At 57.0% G+C, this 14,988-nt stretch carries 11 protein-coding genes; 7 read left to right on the top strand and 4 right to left on the bottom strand.

What is annotated here, in order from left to right:
• Positions 1–5 precede the first annotated feature (5 nt).
• Positions 6–1,733, bottom strand: a complete 1,728-nt coding sequence (gene aceK, locus AB5Y86_RS12850) for a bifunctional isocitrate dehydrogenase kinase/phosphatase (RefSeq protein ID WP_021231206.1) — start codon at positions 1,731–1,733, stop codon at positions 6–8.
• A 206-nt stretch (positions 1,734–1,939) separates the two neighbouring features.
• On the opposite strand from aceK, the gene AB5Y86_RS12845 reads away from it, so the two are divergent.
• The 4 genes from AB5Y86_RS12845 to thrC all read left to right on the top strand — a co-directional run bounded on the left by AB5Y86_RS12845 (position 1,940) and on the right by thrC (position 7,626).
• The gene (locus AB5Y86_RS12845; protein WP_159143383.1) at positions 1,940–2,647 is read left to right on the top strand and encodes a tRNA/rRNA methyltransferase; all 708 of its coding nucleotides are present in this window, start codon (positions 1,940–1,942) and stop codon (positions 2,645–2,647) included.
• A 250-nt stretch (positions 2,648–2,897) separates the two neighbouring features.
• Complete coding sequence (thrA, locus tag AB5Y86_RS12840; protein ID WP_368193002.1) at positions 2,898–5,357, top strand: bifunctional aspartate kinase/homoserine dehydrogenase I; 2,460 nt, start codon at positions 2,898–2,900, stop codon at positions 5,355–5,357.
• A gap of 2 nt (positions 5,358–5,359) precedes the next feature.
• Positions 5,360–6,355 carry a homoserine kinase gene (gene thrB / locus AB5Y86_RS12835; protein ID WP_368193001.1) on the top strand — a complete coding sequence of 332 codons (996 nt, stop codon included), beginning with the start codon at positions 5,360–5,362 and terminating at the stop codon, positions 6,353–6,355.
• The gene (gene thrC, locus AB5Y86_RS12830; protein WP_368193000.1) at positions 6,352–7,626 is read left to right on the top strand and encodes a threonine synthase; all 1,275 of its coding nucleotides are present in this window, start codon (positions 6,352–6,354) and stop codon (positions 7,624–7,626) included. Before thrB ends, thrC begins: the two co-directional genes overlap by 4 nt.
• A 147-nt stretch (positions 7,627–7,773) precedes the next feature.
• Here thrC and AB5Y86_RS12825 read toward each other — a convergent pair whose 3' ends face one another.
• Both AB5Y86_RS12825 and AB5Y86_RS12820 read right to left on the bottom strand, forming a co-directional pair.
• Positions 7,774–9,060, bottom strand: coding sequence for a hypothetical protein (locus AB5Y86_RS12825; RefSeq protein ID WP_368192999.1), 1,287 nt, complete (start codon positions 9,058–9,060; stop codon positions 7,774–7,776).
• A gap of 719 nt (positions 9,061–9,779) precedes the next feature.
• On the bottom strand, positions 9,780–10,295 hold the full coding sequence (locus tag AB5Y86_RS12820) for a transposase (protein WP_338710170.1): 516 nt from the start codon (positions 10,293–10,295) through the stop codon (positions 9,780–9,782).
• Between the two features lie 608 nt (positions 10,296–10,903).
• On the opposite strand from AB5Y86_RS12820, the gene AB5Y86_RS12815 reads away from it, so the two are divergent.
• Complete coding sequence (locus AB5Y86_RS12815; RefSeq protein WP_162517401.1) at positions 10,904–11,281, top strand: hypothetical protein; 378 nt, start codon at positions 10,904–10,906, stop codon at positions 11,279–11,281.
• Positions 11,282–11,507: 226 nt separating this feature from the next.
• Entirely contained in the window at positions 11,508–12,089 is a 582-nt protein-coding gene (locus AB5Y86_RS12810; RefSeq protein WP_338710169.1) for a DUF1349 domain-containing protein, read from the top strand.
• Between the two features lie 80 nt (positions 12,090–12,169).
• Here the strand turns inward: AB5Y86_RS12810 and rimO are convergent, their stop codons facing one another.
• Positions 12,170–13,498, bottom strand: coding sequence for a 30S ribosomal protein S12 methylthiotransferase RimO (gene rimO, locus AB5Y86_RS12805; protein WP_368192998.1), 1,329 nt, complete (start codon positions 13,496–13,498; stop codon positions 12,170–12,172).
• Positions 13,499–13,790: 292 nt separating this feature from the next.
• Here rimO and AB5Y86_RS12800 point away from each other — a divergent pair, with 292 nt between their 5' ends.
• A complete protein-coding gene (locus AB5Y86_RS12800; RefSeq protein ID WP_368192997.1) occupies positions 13,791–14,915 on the top strand; it encodes an HD-GYP domain-containing protein in 1,125 nt (374 codons plus the stop codon).
• The last annotated feature ends 73 nt before the right edge of the window (positions 14,916–14,988 follow it).

The following is a 14,988-nucleotide window of genomic DNA, read 5'->3' as shown; positions in this document are numbered from 1 at the left end:
CGCGATCAGCCGCCTCGCTGGTACTTGAAGCGCTTCTTGCGCCGGTAGGGATAGACATCCTCGAACACCCCCACCTTGATGTTGCTCTGCAGCATCTTCCAGTAGTTGGCGTCGAACATCTCCTTGTGCAGCTGCAGCATGATCTCGCGCACCTGCGGCTTTTGCAGCAGGAAGGTGGCGAACTCCTCGGGGAAGATGTCGTTGGGGGCCACCGAGTACCAGGGCTCGGCGCTCCACTCATCCTCGGGGTAGCGCGGCGGCGGGATCTGGCGGAAGTTGCACTCCGTCATGTAACAGATCTCGTCGTAGTCGTAGAAGACCACCCGGCCGTGCCGGGTGACGCCAAAGTTCTTGAACAGCATGTCCCCCGGGAAGATATTGGCCGCCGCCAGCTGTTTGATGGCGTTGCCGTACTCCTCCAGCGCGAGCCGCGTCTGCTGCTCGTCCGCCTTGTCCAGATAGAGGTTGAGCGGGATCATCTTGCGCTCGGTATAGAGGTGCTTGATCACCAGCTTGTCGTCGCTGATGGTGAGCGCCGACGGTGCCACCGTCTTGAGCTCGGCAAGCAGCTCGGGTGAGATGCGATCGAGGGGAAACTCGAAGTTGGTGAACTCCTGGGTATCGGCCATCCGGCCAACCCGATCGTGCTGTTTAACCAGCCGGTACTTTGCCTTCACCTGTTCGTGGCTCACATCTTTGGGCGGCGTGAACTCGTCTTTTATCACCTTGAACACCACATCGTAGGAGGGGAGGGTAAACACGCTCATCACCATCCCCTTGATGCCCGGCGCGATGATGAACTGATCCCGACTCTGGGCCAGATGGTGGCGGTAGTGGCGATAGAGCTCGGTCTTACCGTGCTTTTGGCAGCCGATGGCGTTGTAGATCTCGTAATCGGGCTTGTGGGGCATGATCTGGCGCAGGAAGGCGACAAACAGCGCCGGTTCGCGGGCATAAACCATGAAGTAGGCGCGGGCGAAGCCAAACACGATGGAGGCGAGATCCGGCTCGAAGATCACTGTGTCCACATAGATGCTGTGGCCTGTGCTGAGCAGGGGCAGGATAAAGGGGAAGACCTGATCCCGGGCCCGGATCAGCCCCACCAGATAGGCCCCCTTGTTGCGGTAGAACACCTCTTTGAGCAGCTCGATGGCAAACGGCTCATCATGGAGGATTTGCGGGCCGTTCTCCGCAAGATGGCGGTGGATGTCGACAATATCCCGCTGTTTGTCCTCATAGGGGAGGGTGAAGCTGTAATCCCCGAGCAGCTGACTCAGGGTCTGCGGCAGGTGGGCCAGATCGGTGCGATAGATGCGCAGCAGGGCGCTCAGATCGGGTTTGTCGCCACGGCTGACAAAGGGGTGGATATAGAGGTTCTCGTCACGGATATTGCGATGGCGAAAGATCCGGCGATAGACGGAGTTGAAGAAGGACTCCGCCACCTCGAAGTTGTCACAACGGGGCAGCAGATCGCTGAAGGCACTTTTGACCCGCTTGAGCAGCTCCTGAGTGGCGTGGTGCTCCCCCATCATCTGGCGGATGGAGCTGGCGGTGGCCCCCACATGGTGGTCATAGAGGCGAATACGCTCGCGACCCGCCAGCTGTACCCCCAGCCAGTCACTGTTCTCGAAGCGGCTCTTGCTGCCCTGGGTTATCTCGAGAAACCGGCTGTAAAACGACTCGAAGCGTTGCAAGATAGTCTCGGCGACGGCCTGTTCCAATGGCTGCTGCATCTCTCTCTTCCTTGTGATCTGTCGGGCCGATAGCGCGAAGGATTGGGTGTAATTTGTTCACACGTCAGGCCACTATCGCAACATTCAAACGTCTGTTCAAGTGGCAATTTTCGGGGATAAACGGTAGATTGCGCCCCTGTTTTGGTGATGGTTTAGCGACTGTTTGCTGTCTGTTTGAGAGGCCGTCCGGCCTGTGAGGAAACCCGATGAAGCTCTATTTTGTCCTGGTGGCACCTGCCCGACCTGCGAATGTGGGGGCGGCTGCCCGCGCCATGAAAACCATGGGATTCGATGCCATGCGACTGGTGGCGAGCCGGGTACACGAAGAGGAGGAGGCAAGCTGGGTGGCCCACGGCGCCCAGGAGATCCTGACTCAGGCCGAAGCGTTCGATACCCTGCCCGAGGCGCTGGCCGACATGGATCTGGTGATCGCCACCACTGCCCGTGAGCGCGGTCGCTACCAGCACTACCTCACCCCGGGGGAGATCCGCGAGCAGATCCGCAGCAAGCCTTCCCTCGGCAAGGTCGCCATCGTCTTTGGCTGCGAGGAGTCGGGGCTCTCCAACGAGCAGCTGGCCGAGGTCGATCTCATCAGCTATCTGCCGCTCAAGGTGAGCTACCCGTCTCTCAATCTGGGGCAGGCGATCATGCTCTACGCCTACGAGATGAGTCAGCTGATGGATGAGCTGAACGCCGACGGCGCCGCTGCGGTAGCAGAAAATTTTGATAACGCCGGGCAGGTTCGGGTGCTGAAAAGCAAAACAGCAGAATTGCTGGGTGAACTCGGAGTTTCGCAGGATGAAAAACTGCATCAATGGGTGATGGACCGGGTGCCCATGCTGCCGCAGCGGGATTTGAACATGCTCCACCTGCTCTGCAAAGACCTTGCGCGCAAACTTGGTAAAGAGGTTTAAGTTGACAGCCCATCGCCCGCCGCGGTATTGCTAAAAGCCAGCTTCGTCAACGAGTGTTCGTCATGCAGTTATTCACCAACGTCATCACCACCACCATTATTACCGGTACCACCACAGGTGGCACTGGGGCCGGTTGATGCGCTGACGAACAAGCACAGAAATCAGAAAAGGCCCGTACCCACCCAGTACGGGCCTTTTTGTTGGATTGGTTTTTAGATTGAATTTCATAGATTTACAGGGAGAGAAAGCGATGAGAGTGTTGAAATTTGGCGGGTCTTCACTGGCCGATGCAGAGCGTTTTTTACGGGTGGCCGATATCGCGGTCAACACCCACGGCCAATCTCAGGTAGCCCTGGTGCTCTCTGCTCCTGCCAAGGTGACCAATCATCTGGTGGCGCTGGTGGAGCAGACCAGCCGCGGCATGGATGCCAGTTCCACCCTGTTTGAAGTCAATGGCATCTTCTCCCGCCTGCTGGCCGGGTTGAAGGCGGCCTATCCGGCGCTCGATGACAAGGCGCTGCTGGCCCGTCTCACCGCCGAGCTGGATCAGGTGGAGCGGCTGATGCAGGGCATTCGTCTGCTGGGCCTCTGCCCGGACAACGTGCAGGCGCGCATTCTGAGCCGTGGCGAGAACCTCTCCATCGCCTTTATGCACGAACTGCTGCGGGTGCGCGGTCTGGATCTGGAGCTGATCGTACCGGAAGAGCTGCTGGTGACCGATGGCGGTTATCTGGAAGCCCACGTCGATATTGAAGCCTCCCGTCTGCGCTTTGCTGCCAAGGGGCTGCGTAACGATTGCCTCTACCTGATGCCGGGCTTTACCGGCGGCAGCGACAAGGGCGAGACCGTGCTGCTGGGCCGCAACGGCTCCGACTACTCCGCAGCCGTATTGGCCGCCTGTGTCGATGCCGAGTGCTGCGAGATCTGGACCGATGTCGAAGGCTGCTACAGCTGTGACCCACGTCTGGTGCCGGATGCCTACCTGCTGAAAACCCTCTCCTACAAGGAGGCGATGGAGCTCTCCTACTTCGGCGCCAAGGTGCTGCACCCGAAAACCATCGCGCCGGTGGCCCAGTTCCATATTCCCTGCCTCATCAAGAACAGCTTCAACCCGCAAGGGCCGGGCACCCTGATCGGCCCCGAGAGCGGCGACGATGACCTGAAAGTGAAGGCCATCTCGGATCTCTCCGGCATGTGCATGTTCAACGTCTCCGGCCCCGGCATGAAGGGGATGGTCGGCATGGCCGGTCGCATCTTCTCAGCCGTCTCCCGCGCCGGGGTCAGTATCGTGCTGATCACCCAGTCATCTTCCGAGTACAGCGTCAGCTTCTGTATCCACAGCTACGACAGCGAGAAGACCCGCAAGGTGCTGGAGCGCGAGTTCGAGCTCGAATTCAAAAACCAGCTGCTGGAGCCGCTGGATATCATCAGCGATCTGGCGATCATCTCCCTGATCGGTGACGGCATGCGCACCAGCAAGGGGATGGCAGCCCGCTTCTTCACCTCGCTGGCGCAAGCCTCCATCAACATCGTCGCCATCGCGCAGGGCTCTAGCGAGCGCTCAATCTCGGCGGTGGTGCGGGATCGCAAGGTGGCGGAAGCCATCAAGGCCTGTCACCAGAACTTCTTTGGCAGCCAGCAGTTTATCGATCTCTTTGTGGTCGGGGTCGGCGGCGTCGGCGCGGCGCTGGTGGATCAGATTGCCCGCCAGCAACCGGTACTGGCCGAGCAGGGCACTGGCCTTCGCGTGGTCGGCATCGCCAACAGCCGCCAGATGGCGGTCAACAAGGATGGTCTGAACCTCGCCAACTGGCGGGAACAGCTGGCGGAAGCCCGCGACAGCTTCTCGCTGGAAGGGGTGAAAAAGCTGGTGGAAGATAGCCACATCATCAACCCGGTGATCGTCGACTGTACCTCCTCCGAGGCGGTGGCCGTCCAGTACGCCGACTTCCTCGCCGCCGGTTTCCACGTGGTCACCCCGAACAAGAAGGCCAACACCGGTTCGCTTGATTACTACAAGGCGCTGCGCCGCACTGCCCGCCAGACTCGCCGCAAGTTCCTGTACGAGACCAACGTCGGCGCCGGTTTGCCGGTTATCGAGAACCTGCAAAACCTCATCAAGGCCGGTGACAAGCTGCGAGCCTTCGACGGCATTCTGTCCGGTTCGCTCTCCTTTATCTTCGGCAAGCTGGACGAGGGGATGGCCTTCTCCGAGGCGACCCAAATCGCCCGCAGCAACGGCTTTACCGAGCCGGATCCCCGCGACGATCTCAACGGCATGGATGTGGCGCGCAAGCTGCTCATTCTGGCTCGCGAAGCCGGCATGGCGCTGGAGCTCTCCGATGTCGAAGTCGAGCAGGCGCTGCCGCCGGGCTTTGATGCCAGCGGCGACGTGGAAGCCTTTATGGCCCGTCTGCCCGAAGCCGACGGCTGGTTCCGCGACCAGTTCGCCGCCGCCCAGCGTGAAGGCAAGGTGCTGCGCTATGTGGGCTCCATCGAAGGTGGCAAGTGCAAGGTCGCCATCAAGGCGGTCGGTGGCGACGAGCCGCTGTTCAAGGTCAAAGACGGGGAGAACGCGCTCGCCTTCTTCTCCACCTACTACCAGCCGATCCCGCTGGTGCTGCGTGGCTACGGCGCCGGTACCGAAGTGACCGCGGCGGGCGTCTTTGCCGACGTGCTGCGCACCCAGAACTGGAAGCAGGAGCTATAAGCATGAGTTCAGACATGTACCCCTCTTATATGAGTGAAGGCGGCAGCGTCGTCGCCTATGCCCCCGCCTCCAGCGCCAACCTGAGCGTGGGATTCGATGTACTGGGGGCGGCGCTCGCCCCCGTGGATGGCTCTCTGCTCGGCGATCGGGTGCAGGTAAAAGCGGCTGACGTGCCGTTTGCGCTGTCCTCTGTGGGCCGCTACGCCCACAAGCTACCGGACGATCCGAAAAAGAATATCCTCCATGACTGCTGGGTCGCCTATGGCGAGGCGCTGGAAAAGCGCGGCCTTAAACTCCAGCCCCTCGAAATGGTGCTGGAGAAGAACCTGCCGGTGGGCTCGGGGCTGGGTTCCAGCGCCTGCAGCGTGGTGGCGGCCCTTGAGGGGCTCAACGCCTTCCACGGCGAGCCGCTCAATGAGCACGACATGCTGCTGCTGATGGGGGAGATGGAAGGGCGCATCTCCGGCTCCGTCCACTACGACAACGTGGCCCCCTGTTATCTCGGCGGCATGCAGCTGGTGCTGGAAGAGCACGGCGTTATCAGTCAGGGTATTCCGGTGTTCGATCAGTGGTACTGGGTGGTCTGCTACCCGGGCACTGTGGTCTCCACCGCCGCGGCCCGCGCCATTCTGCCGGCCCAATATCGCCGTCAGGATTGCCTCACCTATGGCCGCCGCCTGGCTGCCTTTGTCCACGCCAGCTACACCGGGCAGGAGGGGCTGGCCGCGAGCGTCTTGAAAGACGTGATTGCCGAGCCCTACCGCGCGGCGCTGATCGAAGGCTTTGCCGAGGTGCGGGCGCAGGCGGCCCAGAACGGGGCGCTCGCCACTGGCATCTCCGGCTCCGGCCCCACCGTGTTTGTGGTGATGAAGGAGCTGGCGCAGGCCGAGCGGATGAAGGATTGGATGGAAGCACATTTCGTGCAGAATGAAGATGGATTTGCCCGGGTCTGCAAACTGGACATGGCCGGGGCACGGGTAACAGGAAGCGAGCTATGAATCTCTACAACATCAAGGACAACAGCGAACAGGTGAGCTTCGCGCAGGCGGTGCGTCAGGGCTTGGGTCGCGAACAGGGGCTCTTTTTCCCCGAACAACTCGAACCGCTCGCCGATGTGGATGCCCTGCTCGATCTGCCGCTGGCCGAACGCTCTGCCCGCATCCTGAGCCACCTGCTGGGGGACGAAGTGCCCGCCGCCAAGGTGAGCGAGCTTGTCAACGCCGCCTTCACCTTCCCGGCGCCGCTGGTGAAACTCAAAGATGGCACTTATGCCCTTGAGCTGTTCCACGGCCCGACTCTGGCGTTCAAGGACTTCGGCGGTCGCTTTATGGCCCAGTGCCTCGCCGCCTTTAGAACCAACGACAAAATTACTATCCTCACCGCCACCTCCGGCGACACCGGCGCCGCCGTGGCCCACGCCTTCTACGGGCTGGAGGGGATCGAGGTGGTGATCCTCTATCCCAAGGGCAAGATCAGCCCCTTGCAGGAGAAGCTCTTCTGCACCCTCGGCGGCAATATCCGCACCATCGCCATCGACGGCGACTTCGATGCCTGTCAGACGCTGGTAAAACAGGCCTTTGACGACGAAGCGCTGAAAAAGGCCATTGGCCTCAACTCCGCCAACTCCATCAATATCAGCCGTCTGCTGGCGCAGGTTTGCTACTACTTCGAGGCGGTGGCCCAGTTGCCGAAAGCCGATCGCGCCAAGGCGGTGATCAGCGTGCCGTCCGGCAACTTTGGCAACCTCACCGCAGGCTTGATTGCCAAGGCGCTGGGGCTGCCGGTGAAGCGCTTTATCGCCGCCACCAACGCCAACGATACCGTGCCGCGCTACCTGAAAAGCGGTCAATGGGAGCCGCACCAGACAGTGGCCACCCTGTCGAACGCCATGGATGTCAGCCGCCCCAACAACTGGCCGCGGGTAGAAGAGCTGTGCCGTCGCAAAGGCTGGGCGCTGGAGACCCTGGGGTCAGGCATGCGTGACGATGCCCAGACTCGCGCTGCGCTGAAACGGCTGCACCAGCTGGATTACCTCTGCGAACCCCACGGCGCCATTGCCTGGGATCTGCTGGGGGAACAGCTGGCCGAGGATGAAGTGGGGGTGTTCCTCTGCACCGCCCATCCCGCCAAGTTCAAGGAGTCGGTGGACGAGATCCTGGATCTCGATGTACCGCTGCCCGGCCCGCTCGCCAAGCACGCCGAACTGCCGCTGCTTTCCGTTAATTTGCCAGCGGAGTTTGCCCGGTTAAGGGCATTTTTGGTGGGATAAGCCGCCGAGCTGAGATAACCGATAGAAATAAAAATCCCCCGGTGACGGGGGATTTTTCCATGTGTATGCTTAAACTTATTTAGATTTCATTATGGATAGTCAATATAATGATTTTTGCTATCCGCAAGATAAATGTAACTGGTGGTTTTATACGCTGCCAAAATTAGTGTGCAGTATTTTAAATGCACTATTAAAGAGTTCAAGCATGTCTTTTTCTGTCATTCGTTTCTTTTGAAGTGTTGAGTCTTTCTGCTCAAAGTAAGCCATTGAGAAATCACGGTAAAATGGGTCCGCAAATGAATATTTCTGTGAATTTTCCTCTAGCTTGACTAAACTACCAAACTCCTCTTTCTCAAGATTCTCCAAATCCTCCTTTAGTTTTGTTTTGGTGATTTTAATTAGATGCTCTTTTGACCATTGATATAAGTCATCTACATGCGCTCCACTTATATTTTGAGCTGATAAGACACGTAGTGTAGGCTCTATTTTTTCAATTTTTAATGCACTATCAAAGGCATCTCTTATTGTGTCTTCCTCATCAGATATATATTCACATAATGCGTTATGTAAATCCTCAGCAGTAAATGATATTTTTTCCTTAACAGTTTCATTAATCAAAGCAGCACTGCACATTAGATAACAAATTTTATGACATATAGATGCTAATCCGTTGGAGTGATTTGCTATATCATTTTGTAGACCGTCATCTATCTCAATGTTTAAAGCTGCACAGCCTTTTGATATTATTTGTTTTATTTCATCGCTACTCATTAAGTCAACATGGATTTCTGTGATTCGCCTCCTCATTTCCTTATCTGATTTAACTACTTGCCTCGCCGTATTAACAGCACCAAGTGCAATGATTTTTAAGTCTGGGTAAGTGACAGATAGGTTAACAAAAACCTTCATCATTTGTGCAAGCTTTTCTTTTTCTTCCCCTTCTATTTTATGAAAATCCTCTAACACCCAGCAGTATCCTGATTGGCCAAGTAAGCGCCCAAGGTTTTGTGGCGTTAGTTGAGGGGGTAAAACTCTGGTATGTTTTTCTGCACTTGCATTTTCGAATGCCATACTGAGTTGGGTTTTTATCGCTAAATAATCAGCTTTTGCTTTTGCATCTATAGTGTTTTTTTTGCTGTTTGTTATCTCGTTAACATAAAAATCTTCTAGTTGATCAAAACCATCCAATATGATTTGCTCAAAAGTCATTCCCTTCATGCAGTTTGTGTTAATCTGCTTTTCATAGGTCCTATATAAAATATTTTCAAGTAGAGTGCTTTTCCCCGAACCGGAATATCCATAAATAACAACCTGATTGCCAGGTAAGTCTAAAGCTCTTACTAATCTATTGTTTATATCATTGCTTCTTTCAATGAAAGTAATTTTTGCAGGTGACGTTGGAGTAAAAACATCTTTAAGCTGATACTTTTCCATATATAAATTTCGTTGAAGTTAATATTAATGTGGATTTGGCCATAAATAATGGTCTTAAAAATTTGTATGACAAAAATTATCAACATCCCTCCACTCTATCGCCCGTGGATTTTAGTCTTCAGTATGCTCCATTGCTCGAGATAGGACAGCAGTCGATCGCAGATGTATAGGCATTGGGTGGCAATGATAAGCCAATCGAATCTGGTCACACCAGTCAAAAAATGACGTAAATGTCAGTAATGTCTGGTTTTTTTCGCTAGCTCAACAAATCGCACGGATCGGGCACCGGATTCCCATGGCCCTTGATTTTATTGGGGTTGGCGGGTGTGGCGGGAAAGTCGGGGGCTGGCTTGTCGTTGGCGAAGGTTGGCTAGGGGCAATCCCGCGTGGCCAATCGGCGTTATATCCCGTATGTTGGGCTAAATATCGTAGGTTGGTGCTGAACGAAGTGAAGCCCAACGTTTACCGAGAAAGCTAAATTCGGTTTCTGATTTTCTATTGCACAAATAGTATTTTAGAAATCTTCACTGACATTTGTTGGGCTTCGCTGTGCTCAGCGCCAACCTACACGAAGTGACGCGCAACATTTAGCGTGAAAGCTAAATTTGATTTGGTTGTTGGTTTTGCATGGTCAAAATTCATCTTGTTTGGAAAGTCATATATCCCGTTTGTTGGGCTTCGCTACGCTCAGCGCCAACCTACAACATATCCCTAGCCGATTATTCCTGACCCGAGTCACTATCAATGGCCCAATCTGGCGTTATCCATCCTGCGGTGATATAGCGATGAATTGACGAGTAAGACCAATCGACCGGTTTGGCACAATAACCATGTTTGACCGGATTGAAGTGGATGTAATCGACATGGGCTTGTAGATCCTTGTCATCCCGGATCAAATGTTCCCAATAACGGCGTTGCCAGATACCGCGTTCCCGTTTTCTGAGTCGGCTCTCCCGTATCCGCTCTGTTTTGGCAATGCCCCGTGAAAAGCCGGCCTTGATCAGAGACCAGCGCATGGGATAGTCACTGTCACCCGGCGGTAGTTGCCAAATGGCATGAAGATGATCCGGCATCACCACCATGGCAATAATCTCGAAGGGGTGTTGCTGTTTGACGTGGCGGGTCACTTCGCGCAGCAGGTCGATATGACGTACCAGCAGATCCTGCTGTCGGTCAGCCAGGTTGACGGTGAAGAACCAACATGCCCCACTGGTTGTTGCTCGGCGATAGCGCATGGTTCTCCTTTCCGGTATCGGGGTGAAATATTCGGTCTGTTCGGTTACACGAAATGGGAACCAACTAACCGGAGGCATACGTGTTGGGCTTCGCTACGCTCAGCGCCAACCTACGCAATACATCAATCACTGTGCAAAACCCACGCTACCGCCCATGGATTACAGCTTCCAAAATGCTCCATTAACCAGCGAGGGCAGCAGCCCATAACTGATGAATAGGCATCGGATGGCTATGTTAAGCCAATCGAATCTGGCCGCACCAGTCAAAAAGTGACGTAAGTATCAGTAATGACTGATTTTTTGCGCTGGCTCAACAAATCGCCCTGACCGGGAACCGGATTCCCATGGCCCTTGATTTTATTGGGGTTGGCGGGTGGGGCGGGAAAGTAGGGGGCTGGTTTGATGTTGGAGAAGGCTTTACGGGGACACTCCCGCGCGGGCAATCGGCGCTATAGTGCGGGCGATGGTTGCCCTGTGCTCCGTTTCCCAAGCTGGCGAGGCGGGGGATCTGCGGCAACAATCAGCTGTTGCCATCACAGCCATTTGCAACACACCGTCATGCAAATATGACCATGCAAATACATCACCAGATAGAGAGGAGATCTCCCATGAAGCGTACCATCCTGTTCGGCCTGCTCTGCGGCAGCGTGCTGCTGGCCAATCCGGTCTTTGCCAACGACACAGCCCAGTTGCAGTGCGAGGCGCAGGCTGCGGCCAAAAAGCTTAACGGCGCCGCCAAGACCAGCTTTGTCGGCAAGTGTGTGAAAGATGCCGCTGGCGCCGCGACCGGCGAGTGCGAGAAGGCGGCGGCTGACAAGAAGCTGGCCGGTGCGGCCAAGAACAGCTTTATCCAGAAGTGCGTGAAGACGGGCGCGGCGATGGATCCGGCGGCCAAGTGCGAGAAGGCGGCGGCCGACAAGAAGCTGGCTGGCGCGGCCAAGAACAGCTTTGTCCAGAAGTGCGTGAAGGATAGCGCCGCCAAGTAAGACATTTTCTCATCCGGTGTGTTTGCGGGGGGCCATCAGGCCCCCCGCGCTTTTTTGGGGCGCACTGTCGGAACAACGCACAAGCCTTGTATCGGGGCGGCAATAGCGACACTATTGACTCCTTTTATGGATTCCGCAGAGGCGCAGCCATGACCTGTCGTGACCGGACGAGGCGTTGGCGAGCCCCATTTGTGCGGGATTACGCGCGATAAGGGAGCAGAGCAGGATGATGGAAGGGACGGTGTGGCGCTGGCTCAATGAACCGGCCGAGTGGCACCAGACAGACGACGGTTTGCAGGTGGTGACAGACCAGCAGACCGATTTTTGGCGCAGCACCTGGTATGGCTTCGAGCGCCACAGCGGGCATCTTTATGGCTGCGAGGTGGCGGGGGAGTTTACCTTTCAGGTCTGCGTTGAGGGGGAGTTCACCACCCTCTACGATCAGGCGGGGCTGATGCTGCTGCAAGACGAGGCGCACTGGCTGAAAGCGGGGATCGAGTACAACGATGCCCAGCCGATGATCGGCAGCGTGCTGACCAATCCTCGCTCTGACTGGGCCACCGGTATTTTTACCGGCAATCCGCGCCGCTTCTGGCTGCGGTTGACCCGGCTGGCCGATTGCCTGCGTTTGCAATACTCCACCGATGGCAAGGTGTGGCCGCTGCTGCGCCTCGCCCCGTTCCCGCCAAGCGAGCGCTGTTTTATCGGGGTGATGTGCTGCACGCCGGAGCGGCAGGGGCTGGCGGTGCGCTTCTCTGACCTGCGCCTCACGCCGCCTCTTGGCAAGGCGCTCCATGATTTGAGCTAGGTCAGCGGTTTTGCCTGCGATATTGAGCCAATAAAAAAGCGCCCGCAGGCGCTTTTTTCATTTGGCCGGTAGAGCCTCAATTAGCTGATCAGACTGGCCCACAGGTCATATTCGTCGGATTCGTCGATCCGCACTTTGACCATGTCCCCCGGCTTGAGGCCGGTTTCGCCGTTGAGGTAGACCAGACCGTCGATCTCCGGCGCATCGGCGAAGGAGCGGCCAGTGGCACCCTCTTCATCCACTTCGTCGATGATAACGGTCATCTCCTGACCCACTTTACGGGCCAGCTTGCGGATGGAGACCTGCTGTTGCAGCTCCATAAAATGCTGGAAGCGCTCTTCCTGAATCTCTTCCGGTACCGGATCCGGCAGCTCGTTGGCCAGCGCCCCTTCGACCGGGCTGTATTTGAAGCAGCCGACCCGATCCAGCTCCGCCTTGTCGATAAAGTCCAGCAGCATCTGGAAATCTTCCTCGGTCTCGCCCGGGAAGCCGACGATAAAGGTGGAGCGCAGGGTGATCTGCGGGCAGATCTCGCGCCACTTCTGGATACGCTCCAGGGTGCGCTCGACCGTACCCGGGCGCTTCATCAGTTTCAGGATGCGCGGGCTGGCGTGCTGCAGCGGAATATCGAGGTAGGGCAGTACCTTGCCATCACGCATCAGCGGGATGACGTCATCTACGTGCGGGTAGGGGTAGACGTAGTGCAGACGCACCCAGATATCGAGCTTGGCCAGCTCTTCGCACAGGGCGACCATGCTGGTCTTGACCGGCATGCCGTCGTAGAAACCGGTGCGGTGCTTCACATCGACGCCGTAGGCGGAGGTGTCCTGGGAGATCACCAGCAGCTCCTTCACGCCCGCCTCTTTCAGGCGCTTGGCTTCGGCCAGCACGTCGCCGATGGGGCGGCTCACCAGATCCCCGCGCATGGAGGGGATGATGCAGAAGGTGCAGCGGTGGTTGCAGCCTTCGGAAATCTTCAGATAGGCGTAGTGGCGCGGGGTCAGCTTGACGCCGTGGGCCGGTACCAGACTGGTGAAGGGGTTGTGCTGCGGCTTCTCCACATATTTGTGGACGTGACCCAGCACCTCTTCATAGGCGTGGGGGCCGGTGATCTCGAGCACCTTGGGGTGGATCTCGCGGATCTGATTCTCTTTGGCGCCGAGGCAACCGGTGACGATCACCTTGCCGTTCTCGGCCAGCGCTTCGCCGATCGCTTCCAGCGACTCTTGCACCGCGCTGTCGATAAAGCCGCAGGTGTTGACGACGACCAGCTCGGCATCGTCATAGCTGGGCACCACATCGTACCCTTCGGTACGCAGCTGGGTCAGGATGCGTTCTGAATCGACCAGGTTTTTGGGGCAACCCAAGGAGACGAATCCTACTTTGGGGGCCTGTTTTGTGTTGGACATCGCTCAATCACTCTTAGGTGGCTCTTCTTTAAGGGCGCGGATTTTACCGGAATGGTTAACCAAAAACTATACAGCCAGCATGGCAGAACCGAACAATATCTCCGACCAGGCAAGATTGGGCTGCACGAGCAGTCGCTGATGACGTGCCCTTGGTAGGGCTATTGCCTCTGCCGTGCGGGCTTGTTGTGGGGAATCTGCTTTGTTGATTTTTCTGTCAATTTTGACGCTGTGGCAGGGAGAGCGTCAAAGGGAGTCACTATACTTCCATCACGGGGTCCCGTTGGAGAAGGCGATGGAAAGTTCATTTGGCGAAAAAATGCAAAGCGTACATGCCACGCTCAGGCAGCGCTTTGACAAGCTGAGTCGGGTGGCCATCGCGATTTACGATCCCCATACCGATCAGCTCAAGACCTTTGCCCACAGCACCGAGGGGCCCTCGCCGCTGGTGCAATATGAGGTGAAGCTGAGCGATGTTCCCTCCCTGAGTTATCTGGCGGAGCACAAGCAGTCCCGGGTGCTCGGCAATCTCGATGCCCTGCGTGGCTCGGCGTCGGAACACAGCCGCAAGGTGCTGGAGGCGGGTTATGCCTCCAGCTATACCGAGCCGCTGCTGTTCAACAGCAAGCTGTTTGGCTTTCTGTTTTGCGATGCCATGGAGCCGGGATATTTCGAGGAGCCGATCCGAAGCGAGCTGTCGGCCTATGCCCAGGCGCTGTCGGCCATCATTGCGGTGGAGTTTTTCTCCATCCAGACCCTTGGCGGCGCGCTGACCACGGCGCGGGAGTTTAGCCGCTATCGGGATGAGGAGACCGCCAACCATCTGCACCGGATGTCAGCCTACTCCCGGCTGATTGCCAAGACGCTGGCCCCGACTTGCGGGCTGAGCGATGAGGAGGTGGAGTTTATCTACCTCTTCTCCGAGCTGCACGACATCGGCAAGATCGCGGTGCCGGACGCCATTTTACTCAAGCCGGGCAAGCTGACGCCGGAAGAGTTCGAGATCATGAAGATCCACCCCGGCAAGGGGCGGGAGATGATCAGCCTGATGATCAACGAGTTTGGTCTCGATGGGATTCATCACACTGACATGTTGACCAATATCATCGCCAGCCATCACGAACGCTTTGACGGCACCGGCTATCCGCTGGGGCTGGCGGGGGAGGCGATCCCGTTGGCGGCCCGCATCGTGACGGTGGCCGATGTGTTTGATGCCCTGACCAGCGAGCGCCCCTACAAGAAGGCCTGGCCGTTCGAGACGGCGTTTGCCTATCTGGAAGAGCATGCCGGCAGCCAGTTTGATCCCGCCTGTGTCGCCGCAGCCCTGCACAACAAGGCCGAGTTTTATGCTATCTATCAGCAGTATCAGGATCCGGCCTGCACTGCGAGCGTGGCGGCCAGCGGTGCAGAGCCGGGTTGAGCGCGTGTGATGAGCGTAAGGGGGGGCGGTTCAAGCATGACGAGGAGTAAATAGAGAGGGGGCACCAGCAGGT

This window comes from Aeromonas sp. s8, assembly GCF_040907785.1.
GTDB classification, from domain to species: domain Bacteria; phylum Pseudomonadota; class Gammaproteobacteria; order Enterobacterales; family Aeromonadaceae; genus Aeromonas; species Aeromonas veronii.
The sequence above is the reverse complement of the archived record's forward strand: the minus strand, read 5'-3'. Positions and strand labels throughout refer to the sequence as shown.

Excerpts from the sequence above, each read along its gene's own strand:
- thrB (WP_368193001.1), top strand. The coding sequence starts at position 5,360 with ATGAGTTCAGACATGTACCCCTCTTATATGAGTGAAGGCGGCAGCGTC.
- thrA (WP_368193002.1), top strand. The coding sequence starts at position 2,898 with ATGAGAGTGTTGAAATTTGGCGGGTCTTCACTGGCCGATGCAGAGCGT.
- AB5Y86_RS12815 (WP_162517401.1), top strand. The coding sequence starts at position 10,904 with ATGAAGCGTACCATCCTGTTCGGCCTGCTCTGCGGCAGCGTGCTGCTG.
- AB5Y86_RS12800 (WP_368192997.1), top strand. The coding sequence starts at position 13,791 with ATGGAAAGTTCATTTGGCGAAAAAATGCAAAGCGTACATGCCACGCTC.
- thrC (WP_368193000.1), top strand. The coding sequence starts at position 6,352 with ATGAATCTCTACAACATCAAGGACAACAGCGAACAGGTGAGCTTCGCG.
- AB5Y86_RS12845 (WP_159143383.1), top strand. The coding sequence starts at position 1,940 with ATGAAGCTCTATTTTGTCCTGGTGGCACCTGCCCGACCTGCGAATGTG.
- rimO (WP_368192998.1), bottom strand. The coding sequence starts at position 13,498 with ATGTCCAACACAAAACAGGCCCCCAAAGTAGGATTCGTCTCCTTGGGT.
- AB5Y86_RS12825 (WP_368192999.1), bottom strand. The coding sequence starts at position 9,060 with ATGGAAAAGTATCAGCTTAAAGATGTTTTTACTCCAACGTCACCTGCA.
- aceK (WP_021231206.1), bottom strand. The coding sequence starts at position 1,733 with ATGCAGCAGCCATTGGAACAGGCCGTCGCCGAGACTATCTTGCAACGC.
- AB5Y86_RS12810 (WP_338710169.1), top strand. The coding sequence starts at position 11,508 with ATGATGGAAGGGACGGTGTGGCGCTGGCTCAATGAACCGGCCGAGTGG.
- AB5Y86_RS12820 (WP_338710170.1), bottom strand. The coding sequence starts at position 10,295 with ATGCGCTATCGCCGAGCAACAACCAGTGGGGCATGTTGGTTCTTCACC.